The following is a 15,614-nucleotide window of genomic DNA, read 5'->3' as shown; positions in this document are numbered from 1 at the left end:
CGAGCGGCTTGACTGTTAAGTCTCGTCTGACTATAGAACCGCAACTTTCCAATCATGGCCAGTTGGATTGCCACCCCGGTTTTGCCGGTGGCGAGCCAGTGGTGAAACAGACGAAACGAAATAGGTGTACCCATGTCCCGTGTATGCGAATTGACCGGCAAGGGCGTCCAGACGGGCAACAACGTCAGCCACGCCAACAACAAGACCAAGCGCCGGTTCCTTCCGAACCTCTGCCAGGTCACGTTGATCTCCGATGCTCTCGGCCAGCGTTTCCGCCTGCGTGTTTCCGCAGCCGCTCTGCGCTCCGTTGAACACCGTGGCGGCCTCGATGCCTTCCTTCTGAAGTCCGGCGAAAACGAACTGAGCATGCGCGCTCGTCTCCTGCGCCGCCAGATCGCCAAGAAGACGGCCGAAGCTGCTTAATAGCGGTTTCGACATCATCTGAATTCAGAAGGCTTGAATGGCTTTGCCGCTCAAGCCTTTTGTTTGTTCCAGATTTTAGTTGCATCGGATTTTGCGAAAACCGTTTGAGATGTTTTCCTCCGATGCTTGGCTCCAACTGGTGGCATCACCCAGGATAAAAAAATGCCCTATCTGCGCTTTACGCTTATCTATGTCCTGCTGATGACACTGGTGGTCGTCGCCTCCAATATTCTGGTGCAATACCCGCTTTCCGGCTCATTGTTCGGCGTCAATCTCGGCGACCTTCTGACCTGGGGCGCCTTCACCTATCCGATCGCCTTCCTCGTTACGGACCTGACCAACCGTCAGTTCGGCCCCTCCATCGCGCGCCGCGTCGTGCTTGCCGGCTTCGTCGTCGGGGTCACGCTGTCGTTCTGGACATCAATCCCGCGCATCGCGGTCGCCTCCGGCACCGCCTATCTGATCGGCCAGCTGCTGGATATTTCCGTTTTCAACCGCCTGCGCCGCCAGCGCTGGTGGCATGCGCCGCTCGCCGGCTCTATGCTGGGATCGGTGCTGGATACGGCCCTGTTCTTCTCCATCGCCTTTGCCGCAAGCTTCTCCTTCGTCGGCCCCAACGATGCCTTCGCCATCGAAAACGCTCCAATTCTCGGTGTCTTCGCCGTGGAAGCGCCCCGTTGGATTTCCTGGGCGCTGGGTGATCTCTCAGTGAAGGTTCTCGTCGGCCTCATCATGTTGTTGCCTTACGGCGCGCTGATGAACACGCTGAAGCCGATGCCGGGCGCCGTCAAAACGGGCCGCGTTTGAGGCCGGGCAAGCGCGGATCAAATCGCGCTTGCAAGCCAGCCGTCAGCATTGCAGTCTGTCGTCCGTGGCACAGCGCGGAGGCGGGTCGACATGCAGATCAAGGACGTTATAGACATCGTGGAGGCTGTCAGCGCCACGCTTTCAGGCTCAACCTTCAACGACGTCAATCTATCCGGCACGGTCTTCGACAATGTCAATCTTTCCGGGGCGAGCTTCAACAATATCAATTTGTCAGGTGCGTCGTTCACGGATAACAACATGTCCGGCTGGTCGATCGACGACGTCAATTTTTCCGGTCTGAAACTGAGCAACTCCAACCTGTCCGGTGCGCAGATAACGTCATGCCGAATGACCGGCATGAAGATCGACGGCATTCCCGTCGAGGACCTGATGGCTGCCTACAAGGCGGCACAGCAGCAGGCCTGATTTCACTCCACCAGTTTGAATTCCAGCATCAGGTTGCGCTGGAGGAACGAGTGATTGTCATCGGAAACGATGATGAGGCGCGTCGAGCCGTCCGGCCCCTTCACCACATCCATGCCTTCCATATTGTCGATCTGGTAGGCCATGCCGGCTTCCATGAGGATTTCGCCATCCACCACCGCACCCGGCCGAATATCGGCCCCACGGATGCGGCGGATGCGCATGCCGACGCCTTCGGCGAAATTGAAGCGGCGCTCGAGAAGCAGCAGGTCGCCATTGGGCAGGAACGCGCCGTCCGTCACGTCGAACGACGGATGATGCGTAACGGCGAATGTGCCCTTGCGCGGACCTTCCAGTATGGCGGCGAGAAGATTGCCGTCCGTGTCGATGCTTTTTTCAGCCACCACGACCAGAGCGCCGGCGAGCGGCGAATCGGCCGGCGATACCGCGAGAGCCTCCAGGCCGCCATTGTGGCGCAACTCGTTGCTGGGGATGAGATATGGCAGGCGGTCGAGCGGCTTTGCGGTGGCGAAGCCCGGATCGGGATAGATATCGATCCTGTGGCGCTGCTCGTAACTGACGAAAACCCTGCCGTCGCGCAGCGCCAGCCCTTCCGCATCCATCTCCATCTTGCGCGGCGGTTCACGCCCGCTCATGTCCAGCATGGGGGTGATGCGGGCATCGGCAAGCCCGGACAAAGCACCGCGAGCGTCGTGCAAGACCCTGCCCGTCAGCCAATGGCCGGTATCCAGCACCGCAACGAAATCCTCCCCATTGGGGCGGAAACGGATGGAGGATATCGCCCCGAACAGCTTTTCCGGCGCGCTCATCACCATGCCGCCGATAAATTCCAGCTTGCCGAAACGTTTTTCGCTGGTGCCGACCTCGAAAGAGGAGAGCAGACGCACGCTTACCGGCACATCGATGGTGGAAGCGCCGATGGAAACCGGACATAGCGATGCGGCCGCCAGAATGGCGGCCATCGCAAGCGTTTTGCAGGCGGAAGAAGCCCGGCCCCGCTTATCCCGCACGGCGAACCCTGCGGGACGAACCGGAAGCGCCGCTCGTATCCTCGAAGAGCGCCGCAAGCTGCTCGGTCATCGCGCCGGCCAGCTCGTCCGCATCCACGATGGTCACGGCGCGGCGGTAATAACGCGTCACGTCATGGCCGATGCCGATTGCCAGAAGTTCCACCGGCGAGCGCGTTTCGATCTGCTCGATGACGGCGCGCAGGTGCCGCTCCAGATAGTTGCCCGGATTGACCGACAGGGTCGAATCGTCCACCGGCGCACCGTCCGAGATCATCATCATGATCTTGCGCTGCTCGGGGCGGCCGATCAGGCGGTTATGCGCCCACATCAGCGCTTCACCGTCGATATTTTCTTTCAGCAGGCCCTCGCGCATCATCAGGCCGAGATTGCGCCGCGCGCGTCGCCACGGAGCGTCCGCCGATTTGTAGATGATATGGCGCAGATCGTTGAGACGGCCCGGCGACGCCGGCTTGCCATTGGCGAGCCACTGTTCGCGCGATTGTCCGCCCTTCCAGGCCTTGGTGGTGAAGCCCAGAATTTCGACCTTCACGCCGGAGCGCTCCAGCGTGCGCGCCAGAATATCGGCGCAGGTGGCAGCCACGGTAATCGGACGGCCGCGCATCGAACCGGAATTGTCGATGACCAGCGAAACCACAGTATCGCGGAACTTGGTGTCGCGTTCCTTCTTGAAGGAAAGCGGCTGCATCGGGTCAATAATGAGCCTGACGAGTCGGGCCGGATCGAGATAGCCTTCTTCCAGATCGAAGTCCCAGGAACGGTTCTGCTGCGCCATCAGGCGGCGCTGCAGACGGTTCGCTAAGCGCCCGACCGCGCCCTGAAGATGAGCGAGCTGCTTGTCGAGGAAGGCGCGCAGACGGTCAAGCTCGGCCTCGTCGCACAGTTCCTCGGCGTGGATTTCCTCGTCGAATTCCTGGGTGAAGATGCGGTAATCGACTTTCTCATTGAAATCGTCGAAGGGGCTGTTGGGGCGGCGGGTCTCGCCGGGCGTTTCGGAATCCTCGTCGAGATCGTCGGACATTTCCTCGTCCGACATCTCGGCGCCGTCCATCTCGCCTTCTTCCATTTCCTCCTGCGAGGCCTCGTTTTCGTCGGCAGGCGTCGCGTCCGATCCGGCTTCTTCCTCGACCTGCTCTTCTTCGGTCTCGTTGGTGCGCGGCTGGTCCTCGTTGGATTCCGCTTCCTGGCTGTCAGGCTCGTTATCCTCGTCGCCGAAATCTTCCGCCATCTGCATGGAGGTCAGCATCTTGCGCACCAGCCGCGAAAACGCCTTCTGGTCGGTGATGACGCTGGAGAGATCCTTGAGGTCGCCAGCCGCCTTGTCCTCGATGAAATCGCGCCACAGATCGACAACCTTGCCGGCGCTTTCCGGCGGCTTCTCACCCGTCAGCTTCTCGCGCACCAGCAGCGCAACGGCCTCTGCAAGCGGCGCATCATCCTTGTTGTTGATGCCGGCGAAATTGGCCTTGGCGTATTTTTCCGTATTCATGGCCTGGATATTGGAGGCCATGCCCGGCATGCGCAGCGCGCCGATGGATTCCACGCGCGCCTGTTCCACCGCATCGAAGATCAACCGCGCTTCGGCGCCCTGCGGCGACATCACCGCATGGGTGTCGGCATCATGGCAGGCAAGGCGCAGCGCCATGGAATCGCCGAGGCCGCGGGTGATGGCGATTTCCTGCGCCGTCGGCTTCTTGGAGATTTCCGGCAGCCGCATACGCTCACCGGCGAGGCCCGGCCGCTCATTGGCGAAGACGACTTCGACTTCGGCATCGCCGGCAACGGATCGCACGCATCCGGCAATCGCCTGACGCAACGGTTCCGTATCGACCGCCGTACCCGGTTTCGCTCTGGAATTGTCGCCGCGCCCTGCCATTGTCTTTCCTGTCATTTGTCGGCGCCTGCGGCACGCGATCGGAAGATCGCGCGCCCCACCGGCGTCTTCAAGTCATCGGTGATCTTCTCCGGACAAGCCGGGGACGATCAGGCGCTGAGAACGATGTTCGCAGCGCTTTCCTTCAGCTCGACGCCGAAAGCCCGCTGATATTGCTCGGCCACCAGCGTGCGTTCCAGCTCGTCACACTTGTTGAGGAAGGTTACGCGGAAGGCAAAGGCGAGATCGCCGAAGATTTCCGCATTTTCCGCCCAGGTGATGACGGTACGCGGGCTCATGACCGTGGAAAGATCGCCGTTGATGAAAGCCGAACGGGTGAGATCGGCCACGCGCACCATCTTGGAAACGGTTTCACGGCCCTTCGGATTGTCGAAGCTCTTCACCTTGGCGGCGATGATGTTCACTTCCTGCTCATGCGGCAGGTAGTTCAGCGTGGTGACGATAGACCAGCGGTCCATCTGCGCCTGGTTGATCTGCTGCGTGCCGTGGTAAAGGCCGGTCGTATCGCCAAGGCCGATGGTGTTGGCGGTTGCGAAAATGCGGAAGGCCGGGTGAGGACGGATGACGCGGCTCTGGTCGAGCAGGGTCAGGCGGCCGGAGGATTCCAGCACGCGCTGGATGACGAACATCACATCCGGGCGGCCGGCATCATATTCGTCGAAGACGAGCGCCACATTGTGCTGGTAGGCCCAGGGCAGGATGCCGTCCTTGAATTCGGTGACCTGCTTGCCGTCTTTCAGGACGATGGCGTCCTTGCCGACGAGGTCGATACGGCTGACATGGCTGTCGAGGTTGACGCGCACGCAGGGCCAATTCAGGCGGGCGGCCACCTGCTCGATATGGGTGGATTTACCCGTGCCGTGGAAACCGGAGACCATGACACGTCGGTTGTGAGCAAAACCGGCAAGGATCGCAAGCGTCGTGTCGCGATCGAAAAGATAGTCGGGATCGAGGTCAGGCACATAGGCGTCGCCCTGGGAATAGGCGGGAACCCGCAGATCCGTATCAATGCCGAAAACCTCCCGCACGGACACCGTCGTGTCGGGCAGGTTGGAAATATCAAGGTCGATTTTGCTCATCACGTCTCCAAGGCGGGCGGCAGCCACCCGGCCACATCATCAATCAGGCGGTAAACACATAAGTTGGCTTAGCAGAAACCTGACTGCTTTAACAATTGATATGCTTGAACAACAGCCCGAAAACGCTCTTCCGAACCACGATCGCCACCATTAGCATCAGGATGGTGCTTTTTGACAAGCTCCTTGTAGCGCCTTTTTATGTCTTCCTGCTTTGCGGTGGAAGAAAGACCGAGCGTATCGAAGGCTTTTGCCTCCAGCGTCTTCAATTTTCGGTCCTGCTGCATGCGGGTGCCGCCTGCCCTTGCGCCGCCCGCAAAACCGCCGGCGAAGCCGAAAGGATCGCGGATACGGGCGTTCCCGCTCGCCGTGCCGGAACGCAGCGTGGAGTGCAGCGGACTGTCGCGCGCCGTCTTGTTGACGCCCACCGTCCAGGTCGGGCGATGGCCGGTGATCGCTTCTTTCTGGTAACGGGCGATCTCGCTGTCGGACAGGCCGGAAAAATAATTATAGCCCTTGTTGTATTCCTTCACATGCTCAAAACAGAACAGGAAGAATTGCCCCTCGGCATTGCGGCCGACGGGTGCCCGGTGAATACCCGGTTTGTCGCATCCGTCCCACTGGCAGGTGGGGGCCTGAACCTCAGGTTCCCTCTCCCTTTTCCGGCGCGTGCGGATGCGATCGAAATATTTCGAATCCAGTTTCATGATGCCCTGATTATGGGGTGCGAAAAGCCGCACAACAAGAATTGACAAAGCGGAATGTTGCTGGCTTTTAGGTAGCCCCCTTCAAGACCAGCCAACGAGAATGGAGCCCGTCGCATGTCCCTGCGAGAACGCATAGAAACCAAGCTTCGGGAAAGCTTTTCACCGGAGCGCCTGAGGGTCGTCGATGAAAGCTTGATGCATGCCGGCCACCAGCCTGATATAACCGGCACAGGCGAGACGCATATGCGTGTTCAGATAGTGTCGGAAAGCTTTTCCGGCAAGTCTCGCGTCGAGCGCCACCGGGCGATCAACGCGCTTTTGAAGCCGGAACTCGATGCCGGCCTGCATGCGCTGGCGATAGAGGCGGCAGCGCCGGGGGAAGCGGTGCGGTTTTAAACCTCGAGCAAGCCCCCTCATCCGGCCCTACGGGCCACCTTCTCCCCGGCGGGGAGAAGAAACATGCGGCAGCGCCGTGCTCAAAGCTCAGACATCAATGCAGCTGCAGCAATGCTGTTTCGTATGGCATTGCCAAAGCGGCTTGTTCTTCTCCCCGGTCGGGGAGAAGTGCCGGAGCGAAGCGAGGCGATGAGGGGGCTCCCTCACCGTATCGCTCAAAATCTTACCCCGGATGCTTTTCCGACAGGAAGGACTGCACCTCGGACGCCGCAACATCATCGGCCACGAAGGACTGGCCGATGCCGTGGGTGAGGATGAAGGTGAGCTTGCCGCCCTTGACCTTCTTGTCCTGCGCGATTGCCGTCATCAGCATTTCGACCGGCGGCAACTCGCCGGGAATATCCTTCATCGTCGTCGGCAGGCCGACGGCCTTCAGATGCGCTTCAACGCGAGCGGCATCATCAGGGCTTGCGAGGTTGAGGCGGGCGGAGAACTGGTGCGCCAGCACCATGCCGATGGCGACGCCTTCGCCATGCACCAGTCGCTTGCTGTCGTAATTGGTCGCCGCTTCCAGGGCGTGGCCGAATGTATGGCCGAGGTTCAAAAGGGCGCGCACGCCGTTTTCCTTCTCGTCGGCCACCACCACGTCCGCCTTGGCCTGGCAGCTCGTCGCAATCGCCTGAATGCGGGCGGGTCCGCCGGTGCGGATGTCATCCCAGTTCTTTTCCAGCCAGAAGAAGAAGTCCGGCTTGTCGATCAGCCCGTACTTCACCACTTCGGCATAACCGGCGCGGAATTCCCGCGGGCTCAGCGTATCGAGCACCGCGGTATCCGCCAGCACCAGATCGGGCTGGTGGAAAACGCCGACGAGGTTCTTGCCATGGCGGCTGTTGATGCCGGTCTTGCCGCCGACGGAGGAATCGACCTGCGCCAGAAGCGAGGTCGGTATCTGCACGAAGCGCACGCCCCGGCGCACGATGCCCGCTGCGAAACCGGCGAGATCGCCGATCACGCCGCCGCCGAGCGCGATCACCGCATCGTTACGCTCCACCCTTGCTGCCAGAACCGCATCGCAGACGGTGACGAGATGCTCGAAGCTCTTGGTCTTTTCGCCGGCCGGCAGGGTCAGCGAGACGGCCTCGATGCCATCGGTCTGCAGCCCGTCCATCAGGCCTTCGAGGTAGAGCGGCGCGACATGTTCATCGGTGATGATGGCCGCGCGCCGGCCCTTCAGCCGCGCCGAAATCTCGCCGCCCGCCCGGCCGATGAGGCCCGGCCCGATCAGAATGTCATAGGCGCGCTCGCCGAGCGGCACATGGACGAGACGTTCATCGGCGTGGATTTCGGAAGGCGTCATGGGGATCAGTCTTTCTGTTCGATGCCGGCTATGGCGGCCAGCACTTCTGTCACGATGATTTCCTTGCGGACATCGCGGGATTCGATGGTCAGATCCGCTTCCGCATAGATCGGATAGCGCTTCTCCATCAGGGCCGCCAGCGTTGCCTTGGGGTTTTCGGTCTTGAGAAGCGGGCGATGATCGCGCTTGTTGACCCTCTCCCACAACACCTCGAGATCGGCCTTCAGCCACAATGAAATGCCGCCGCGCGTGATGTGCCGGCGGGTATTGTCGTTGATGAAGGCGCCGCCGCCGGTGGAGATGACCTTGGGGCCGCCGCGCAGCAGCCGCTTGATGACCCGCGTTTCCAGCGCGCGGAATTCTTCCTCGCCATAGGTGGCGAAAAGTTCGGATATCGTCATGCGCGAAACGCGCTCGATTTCGACATCCGTATCGATGAACGGCACCCTGAGCTGCTGGGCGACCATGCGGCCCACCGCCGACTTTCCAGCCCCCATCAGCCCGACGAAGACGATGTTGCGCCGTCCGAGCTTTGCCCGCGCTTGCTCCCCGAGTGTGGCCGGGACGGATAAATTCGTTTCATTCATAGATTTGAAAGCCCGTTTGGCATGGATATCTGCAAATGTTTACGAAGCGTCAAGCCAAATTGCTGACTGAATTGCGGTGAATCACAATCATCGCCGCATGCGGCACGGGGCGGAGCGGGCATTTTGATCTTGTCGCCGCTTTCGCCGCACCGCATATACGTTTCGACCGCCACCTTCACGGAGCCGCCATGCCCACCCTCTTCCGCTTCACGATGATACTGGCGACCATCGCGGGGCTGATCTATGGCGGCATGGTGCTGCTCGTCATGGTCGTCAAACCGCGCGACCGCGAAGTGACGGTACGCATTCCTTCCGAGCGACTGAACCCGCCGTCGACCGAACCGGCAAGGCGCATCCCATGAGCGGACCGGCAGGAGGGCGCGACGGCGCGCGGCTGGAAAGTTTTCTGGAAATGATGAGCGCCGAACGCGGGGCAGCCGCCAACACGCTCTCTTCCTATGAGCGCGATCTTTCCGATCTGCGCGAATTTCTCGGTCAGCGCGGCCAGTCCTTGACGGAGGCGCAGACGCCTGACCTTTCAGCCTATCTGACCCATCTTTCCGCTCAGGGTTTTGCCGCAACCTCACAGGCACGACGTCTTTCCACCATGCGGCAATTCTATCGTTTTCTCTATTCGGAAGGGCTGCGCGGCGACGACCCGACCGGCATCATCGATGCGCCGAGGAAAGGTCTCGCTTTACCGAAAACGATGAGCGTCGCCGATGTGAACAGGCTTCTTAGCCTTGCCGCGCAGGAAGCCGCCACGTCCGGTCCCGGCCAGCTTGCCCGCATCCGCATGCATCTGCTGCTCGAACTGCTTTATGCCACCGGCATGCGTGTCAGTGAGCTTGTTTCGCTGCCGGTCAAGGTGCTGCGTCAGGAAGGCCGCTTCCTGATGATACGCGGCAAGGGCAACAAGGACCGCATGGTTCTTCTTTCCCGCGCCGCCATCGAGGCGATGGAAAAATACGAGGCTGCCAGAAAGGCGCTCGCATCGGAAAAAAGCAAGGTGGCCGCTTCGCAGAAAAAGCCGGAGACACCGGAAAGCCCTTGGCTGTTTCCTTCCAGCAGTAAGGAAGGCCACCTGCCCCGCCAGGTCTTTGCCCGCGACCTCAAGGACATCGCCATCCGTGCGGGCCTGACCGCGTCTGCGATATCGCCGCATGTGCTGCGCCACGCCTTTGCCAGCCACCTTCTGCAGAACGGCGCGGATTTGCGCGCGGTACAGGAACTGCTCGGCCATTCCGACATTTCCACGACACAAATCTATACACATGTGCTGGAAGAACGCTTGCAAGAGCTGGTACAAACACATCACCCCCTTGCCAAACAGGGCAAAAACCTTGATTAGAGCGACCGGAACCGCCGGATAATCCGGTCAAACCTTGCGCAAAACGATCGGAAACGGATCTCATGCACAATTATCTCGACTTCGAAAAACCTATCTCGGACCTTGAGGGCAAGATCATCGAGCTGAAGAAGCTTGCCGATGAAGACGAGAGCATAGACACCTCGGAGGAGATCAACCGTCTGGAATCGCGCGTCAACGATGCGATGCAGGACATCTATTCCAAGCTGAACGCCTGGCAGAAAACGCAGGTCGCGCGCCATCCGCAGCGTCCGCATTTCGTCGATTACGCCAAGGCGCTGTTCACCGATTTCACGCCGCTGGCCGGCGACCGCAAGTTTGCCGAAGACGCCGCCATTCAGGCAGGCCTCGGCCGCTTCAACGGTCAGCCCGTCGCCATCATCGGCCAGGAAAAGGGCAACGACACCAAAAGCCGCCTGAAACATAATTTCGGCAGCCCGCGGCCGGAAGGTTACCGCAAGGCGATCCGCGTGCTGGAACTGGCCGATCGTTTCTCGCTGCCGGTCGTCACCCTCATCGATACGGCTGGCGCCTATCCCGGCGTTGGCGCTGAAGAGCGCGGCCAGGCCGAAGCCATCGCCCGCTCGACGGAAATGTGCCTCAACGTGAAGGTGCCGATCGTCTCCGTCGTCATCGGCGAAGGCGGCTCGGGCGGCGCAATCGCGATCGCCACCGGCAACCGCGTCTACATGCTCGAACATGCGATCTATTCGGTGATCTCGCCGGAAGGTGCCGCCTCCATTCTCTGGCGCGATTCGACCCGCGCCAAGGAAGCCGCGACCAATATGAAGATCACTTCGGAAGATCTGAAGTCGCTCGGCGTCATCGACGGAATCATTCCGGAGCCGATCGGCGGCGCGCATCGCGCCCCGGAAACCGTCATCAATGCAACCGGTGATGTCATCGCCAAGGCTCTGGCCGATCTTTCCCAGCGTTCCGGCACCCAGCTGCGCGCTGAACGCCGCCAGAAATTCCTGGATATTGGCCGGAACCTTTAAGCCCGGCCTTATTTTCCTTGAATATCGCCCCAACTCGGCCATAGTCCGGTCACATCAAAAGATGTATCGGCGGCCGCGGGGGCGGATCCGATTTGAGTTAAGAAGATGTAAACGGTTAATACCGTATTTAAAATACACACGGGACGGTGTAGAACTGCCGCCGCTTCGTGCCATCGTCTTTCGGATCAGATCATGCGTTTGACACATTTTGCACTTCTTGCCTGCACCGCGCTCGTTCTTGCCGGTTGCAACGATACGCTCGAAACCGTTGAACGCGACGTCTCCCACGTCAAGAACAAGGTCGATTACCCGCTGTCTCCGTCCATTCTGGCCGAGATCGACAAAAGGGGCATGGACCGCACCTCGCCGATCATGATCCGCATCTTCAAGGAAGAAGGTGCGCTGGAAATCTGGAAAGCCAGGCGCGACAACCGTTTCGAGAAGATCGCCGGCTACGAGATTTGCGCATGGTCCGGCAAACTCGGCCCGAAGGTGAAAGAAGGCGACCGGCAGGCACCGGAAGGTTTCTACAACCTGACGCCCGCGCATCTCAATCCGAACTCGAAATATTACCTCGCCATCAATACCGGCTTTCCGAACCGCTACGATGCCGCCAATGGCCGCAACGGCACCAATCTGATGATCCATGGCGCCTGCTCGTCCTCCGGCTGTTATTCGATGACGGATGCGCAGATTCTTGAAATCTACGGTTTTGCCCGTGACGCCTTCAAGGGCGGCCAGAAGACCGTGCAGCTGCAGGCCTTCCCGTTCCGCATGACGGCAGAAAACATGGCCCGGCATCGCCAGAGCGAACATCTCGAATTCTGGAAGATGCTGAAGGTCGGTTACGACAATTTCGAAGTGACCAAGCGCCCGCCGGAAGTGAATGTCTGCGAGAAGAAATACGTCTTCAACCAGCAGACGGAAGGCGGCAGCTTCAACGCCTCCGCCCAATGCCCGGCCATGAGCACACCGCCGGCGCTCGTCAGCGCGCTTTCGAGCTACGAGAAGACCTACGATCTCGCCTATGAAAAGGCGATGAAGAAATATGACGGCATGGCCTGGTACGACCCGAGCGAAGCCGAGCGCAAGGCGCTGGTCGCCGAAAAGCGCAAGGGCCGCGAGCCCGCCTATGCCCCGACGGGCTCGGCGCTGAAGGCCGGCAAGCTGATGAAGGAAACGGAATATGCCGCGCTGATGGAGAAGAAAGCGCAGCAGGTGACGTCGTCCTCTCCGGCCACGACCGCAACCGCCTCTTCCCTGCGCGGCCCGCGCCCTTCGTCTGTCCAGCCCGCCACGGCACCGCAATCGAACCCGGCCCCTGCGGCACCGACGATGGTTGCCTCGGCTGCCCCCGCAGCAGCCGGCCAGACCGGAGCTGCCGCCCAGAGCATCCCGGTTCCGGCCATGAACCCGCTTGCCTATTCAGCAGCACCTGCGCCCGAAGCGCCGGAAAAGAAGCCGTTCTGGAAGTTCTGGGCCAAGGAATGAGCGACACGGCCGAGATCGTCTATGATTTGAGGGGGCTTAAATGCCCCCTTCCGGTTTTGAGAAGCCGCAAGAAACTCGCAACCCTCAAGGCAGGCGATATTCTGACCGTCGAGACGACCGATCCGCTAGCGGTGATCGATATTACCCATATGTGCAATGAGGATGGGCATAGGCTGGTGGAAACCACTGCGCTGGATAAGGGACATCGGTTTCGGATCGTGAAGGGCGGGTAACCGACGTTCAACGCTGACGCTCCGGGCTTCCCCCCCCTCTGCCCTGCCGGGCATCTCCCCCTCAAGGGGGGAGATCAGTTGTGGCGACTGCTCGTTTTCTTACAAGCTCTGCACTTCGGGTTGCTGTCCCCATAAAGATGTTCCGAGCAAGCCGCTTGTCGATCTCCCCCTTGAGGGGGAGATATCTGGCAGGACAGAGGGGGGTGAACCACACCCACCGACCTAGACCATCACGACACGCCCTAAAACCGCAACCCCGAAACCGCCAGCGGATTATCCGTCATCGCCTGCCTGTCCGGCCGGTCGATGCCCGGTGCGCTTGTGAAGGCCGCGAACAGGTCCTGCACGAAAGCCTCCGGTAAATCCTTCGTAATCAGCACCATGCGCGTGCGCTGATCAGCCGGGTCCGGCCAGGCTGCAAGGCGCTCCGGCGTGTGGAAAATATTCTGCACCCCATGCAGCACCAGCGGCCGGCCCGGATTATCGGACAGCTTGACGATGGCCTTCATGCGCAGGAGCTTTTCACCATGTGCCGAGCGCAGCAGATCCACGAACATGTCAATCGCCATCGGGCTGACCGGCTGATCGTGAATGATCGAGAAGGAACGGATAGACGCATCGTGCCGGTTCACATCGTGATGATGGTGGTGGTCGTCGTGATCGCCATGATGGTGGTGATGGCCATGGCCATGACCGTGATCATGATCGTGGTGATCGTGTGCCGCCTCTTCGCCCAGCCAGCGGCCGACATCGGCATTCTTGCTGCCGGCATCGTAAAGGCCGTTGTCGAGAAGCCCCGCAGCGCTCCACTCGGTTTTGTCGCCATCCTCGATAGTCGCGCGCGGATTGAGCGCTTGTAGACGGGCTGTCAGCGCGGAAATCGTGGCGGCATCGGCAAGCGCGCGCTTGGTCATCACCAGACGGTCAGCCACGGCGGCCTGTTTCACGGCCTCCTGATGATTGTCGAGCGTGGAAAGGCCGTTCACGGCATCCACCACCGTAATCATGCCGTTCAGCACGAAATTCTGCGCGATGACCGGGTTGCCCATGACCGACTGCATGACGGGGGCGGGATCGGCAAGGCCCGTGGTCTCGATCACTACCCGTTTTACCGGCTTCAGCTTGCCTGTCTGGATACCGTCCATCAGTTCCGCCAGCGTATCCACCAGCTCGCCGCGCACCGTGCAGCACAGGCAGCCCTCCGCCAGCTCGATGATGCCTTCACCAGCACTTTCGACCAGCATGTGATCGATGCTGACATCGCCGAATTCATTGATGATGATCGCCGCATCGCTCATCGCCGGATCCTTGAGAAGCCGGTTGAGCAGCGTCGATTTTCCGGCGCCGAGAAATCCGGTGATGATGGAAACCGGGATGCGATCGCGAGACATGACTTGCCTGTGTGTTGTTGGCCGCTCCGGCAGGTCACTGGACGACACGAAACCCGGAGCCGCATGGAGCTAAAAGAAATCGCCCGCGACTGGAAACCGCGAGCGACACTGTAATATCATAACATCATCGACCTGCGAATACACAAACCGCATTGCAATCGCGAGGCTCGGCTTCGAGGCAGTCACCGATCATCAGAATGTCGGGCGCGGGATCGGGATCGGCACGTTCGCGAGTTCGCCCTTGCCGGCTCCCTTGGTGGCATTCACCGCCACCGTTTCGCTGCCGGGAATGAGACCGGCAAAGGAATATTCCGGCGGGCGGGTCATTTCCTGCACATAGGGCGAATGGATGACCATGCGACCAGCCTCGTCGCGGCTTTCGCTGCGCACCTTGGCGGCCTTCGGGTTGCAGATTTCGGCGCTGACATCGTTCACATCGCCGGTATCGCCATAGGGCGCCAGCGCGGCGAGCGAGACGCCTTGGCCCGAAGGCGCCGTCAGCCCCATCTGCAACAGATCGGCCGACTGATCGGTGCGCCCGGCAAGGCTGTCCGCACCCAGCACGACCGTGATGACAGAGCGGCCATTGCGCACGGCCGACGACACCTGGTTAAAGCCGGAGGCGCAGATGAAGCCGGTCTTCATGCCATCCGCACCATCGAAACGGCCGACCAGCATGTTGAAATTGGCGTAGTTCTTCTTGCCGGTGCTGACGCCTTCCAGCGAGAAATAATGGGCATATTCCGGAAACTCGCGCTTGATGATCAGCGCCAGCAGCGCCAGATCCCGGGCGGTCGTATATTGTCCCTTGCCGGGCAGGCCATTGGCATTGATGTAACGGGTGGAGCTCATGCCCAACCGCTGCGCCTGCGCATTCATCTGCGCCACGAAATTGTCGCTGGTGCCGCCGATGGTCTCGGCAATCGCCACGGCGATGTCATTGGCGGATTTGATGAGCAGCAGCTTCAAAGCGCTATCCATCGTCAGCTTCTGACCGGGCTTGAAATACATTTTCGAGGCCGGCTGATCGGCGGCCTTCTTGCTCATCACCACTTCCGTCTGCGGGCTGATCTTGCCGGCCTTCATCTGCGAAAAGGCGATATAGGCGGTCATCAGTTTGGTGAGCGAAGCGGGATACCACTTGCGGAAGGCTTCCTGATGGGAAATCACCTTGCCGGTTTTGACATCGACCACCATCTTCGGGTTGGCATTCGCCACGGGCGCTGCGGCAACGAGGCCTGCAGTCATGATGGCAACGGCTGCGGAGAGCCGTCTGGCGGCGTTTGGCGATTTAAAAGTCTGTGGCAAGGCTTGTCCTCGAATTCCCGTCTTCGGTCGGGGAATGGCAATATTCACCATATATGTCCTAGCAATGGCAAAGTACATTGATTACGTCAATTATGCGGCGCACTA

Annotated in this window: 17 protein-coding genes; 9 read left to right on the top strand and 8 right to left on the bottom strand. The window is 60.3% G+C overall.

Annotation, left to right across the window (positions count from 1 at the left end):
• Window positions 1-132 precede the first annotated feature (132 nt).
• From rpmB to ACQZ60_RS14030, 3 genes are all read left to right on the top strand, one after another.
• A complete protein-coding gene (gene rpmB / locus ACQZ60_RS14040; protein WP_003509888.1) occupies window positions 133-423 on the top strand; it encodes a 50S ribosomal protein L28 in 291 nt (96 codons plus the stop codon).
• A 162-nt stretch (window positions 424-585) separates the two neighbouring features.
• On the top strand, window positions 586-1,230 hold the full coding sequence (locus tag ACQZ60_RS14035; RefSeq protein WP_003523300.1) for a queuosine precursor transporter: 645 nt from the start codon (window positions 586-588) through the stop codon (window positions 1,228-1,230).
• Between the two features lie 90 nt (window positions 1,231-1,320).
• Window positions 1,321-1,656 (top strand): pentapeptide repeat-containing protein, encoded by a 336-nt coding sequence (locus ACQZ60_RS14030; protein ID WP_035262327.1) that lies wholly within the window; start codon window positions 1,321-1,323, stop codon window positions 1,654-1,656.
• A gap of 2 nt (window positions 1,657-1,658) precedes the next feature.
• On the opposite strand, the gene ACQZ60_RS14025 is transcribed toward ACQZ60_RS14030, so the two are convergent.
• From ACQZ60_RS14025 to ACQZ60_RS14010, 4 genes are all read right to left on the bottom strand, one after another.
• A complete protein-coding gene (locus ACQZ60_RS14025; RefSeq protein ID WP_035262330.1) occupies window positions 1,659-2,636 on the bottom strand; it encodes an esterase-like activity of phytase family protein in 978 nt (325 codons plus the stop codon).
• A gap of 37 nt (window positions 2,637-2,673) precedes the next feature.
• Window positions 2,674-4,578: a cobaltochelatase subunit CobT gene (gene cobT / locus ACQZ60_RS14020; protein WP_035262332.1), complete on the bottom strand. Its 1,905-nt coding sequence runs from the start codon at window positions 4,576-4,578 to the stop codon at window positions 2,674-2,676.
• 107 nt (window positions 4,579-4,685) lie between these two features.
• Window positions 4,686-5,675, bottom strand: a complete 990-nt coding sequence (cobS, locus tag ACQZ60_RS14015) for a cobaltochelatase subunit CobS (RefSeq protein ID WP_004445672.1) — start codon at window positions 5,673-5,675, stop codon at window positions 4,686-4,688.
• 68 nt (window positions 5,676-5,743) lie between these two features.
• Window positions 5,744-6,379, bottom strand: a complete 636-nt coding sequence (locus tag ACQZ60_RS14010) for a J domain-containing protein (RefSeq protein ID WP_059755848.1) — start codon at window positions 6,377-6,379, stop codon at window positions 5,744-5,746.
• A gap of 114 nt (window positions 6,380-6,493) precedes the next feature.
• On the opposite strand from ACQZ60_RS14010, the gene ACQZ60_RS14005 reads away from it, so the two are divergent.
• Window positions 6,494-6,775 carry a BolA family protein gene (locus ACQZ60_RS14005; protein WP_078051975.1) on the top strand — a complete coding sequence of 94 codons (282 nt, stop codon included), beginning with the start codon at window positions 6,494-6,496 and terminating at the stop codon, window positions 6,773-6,775.
• A gap of 223 nt (window positions 6,776-6,998) precedes the next feature.
• Here ACQZ60_RS14005 and aroB read toward each other — a convergent pair whose 3' ends face one another.
• A complete protein-coding gene (gene aroB / locus ACQZ60_RS14000) occupies window positions 6,999-8,132 on the bottom strand; it encodes a 3-dehydroquinate synthase (RefSeq protein WP_448735464.1) in 1,134 nt (377 codons plus the stop codon).
• A 5-nt stretch (window positions 8,133-8,137) separates the two neighbouring features.
• Window positions 8,138-8,719: a shikimate kinase gene (locus ACQZ60_RS13995; RefSeq protein ID WP_035262338.1), complete on the bottom strand. Its 582-nt coding sequence runs from the start codon at window positions 8,717-8,719 to the stop codon at window positions 8,138-8,140.
• A 188-nt stretch (window positions 8,720-8,907) separates the two neighbouring features.
• Here ACQZ60_RS13995 and ACQZ60_RS13990 point away from each other — a divergent pair, with 188 nt between their 5' ends.
• The 5 genes from ACQZ60_RS13990 to ACQZ60_RS13970 all read left to right on the top strand — a co-directional run bounded on the left by ACQZ60_RS13990 (window position 8,908) and on the right by ACQZ60_RS13970 (window position 12,810).
• A complete protein-coding gene (locus tag ACQZ60_RS13990) occupies window positions 8,908-9,081 on the top strand; it encodes a histidine kinase (RefSeq protein ID WP_425646176.1) in 174 nt (57 codons plus the stop codon).
• A complete protein-coding gene (xerD, locus tag ACQZ60_RS13985; protein WP_448735463.1) occupies window positions 9,078-10,070 on the top strand; it encodes a site-specific tyrosine recombinase XerD in 993 nt (330 codons plus the stop codon). Before ACQZ60_RS13990 ends, xerD begins: the two co-directional genes overlap by 4 nt.
• A gap of 62 nt (window positions 10,071-10,132) precedes the next feature.
• A complete protein-coding gene (locus tag ACQZ60_RS13980) occupies window positions 10,133-11,086 on the top strand; it encodes an acetyl-CoA carboxylase carboxyltransferase subunit alpha (RefSeq protein ID WP_448735462.1) in 954 nt (317 codons plus the stop codon).
• A gap of 192 nt (window positions 11,087-11,278) precedes the next feature.
• Window positions 11,279-12,577, top strand: coding sequence for a L,D-transpeptidase family protein (locus ACQZ60_RS13975; protein ID WP_003523279.1), 1,299 nt, complete (start codon window positions 11,279-11,281; stop codon window positions 12,575-12,577).
• Entirely contained in the window at window positions 12,574-12,810 is a 237-nt protein-coding gene (locus ACQZ60_RS13970) for a sulfurtransferase TusA family protein (protein WP_020811686.1), read from the top strand. Before ACQZ60_RS13975 ends, ACQZ60_RS13970 begins: the two co-directional genes overlap by 4 nt.
• 242 nt (window positions 12,811-13,052) lie before the next feature.
• On the opposite strand, the gene ACQZ60_RS13965 is transcribed toward ACQZ60_RS13970, so the two are convergent.
• Together ACQZ60_RS13965 and ACQZ60_RS13960 are read right to left on the bottom strand one after the other, a co-directional pair.
• Window positions 13,053-14,201 (bottom strand): CobW family GTP-binding protein, encoded by a 1,149-nt coding sequence (locus ACQZ60_RS13965; protein ID WP_448735461.1) that lies wholly within the window; start codon window positions 14,199-14,201, stop codon window positions 13,053-13,055.
• A gap of 192 nt (window positions 14,202-14,393) precedes the next feature.
• Window positions 14,394-15,449, bottom strand: coding sequence for a D-alanyl-D-alanine carboxypeptidase family protein (locus ACQZ60_RS13960; protein ID WP_052025775.1), 1,056 nt, complete (start codon window positions 15,447-15,449; stop codon window positions 14,394-14,396).
• Window positions 15,450-15,614 lie beyond the last annotated feature (165 nt).

Source organism: Agrobacterium sp. 22-223-1 (genome assembly GCF_053522385.1).
This window is presented reverse-complemented; position numbering and strand designations above follow the sequence as displayed.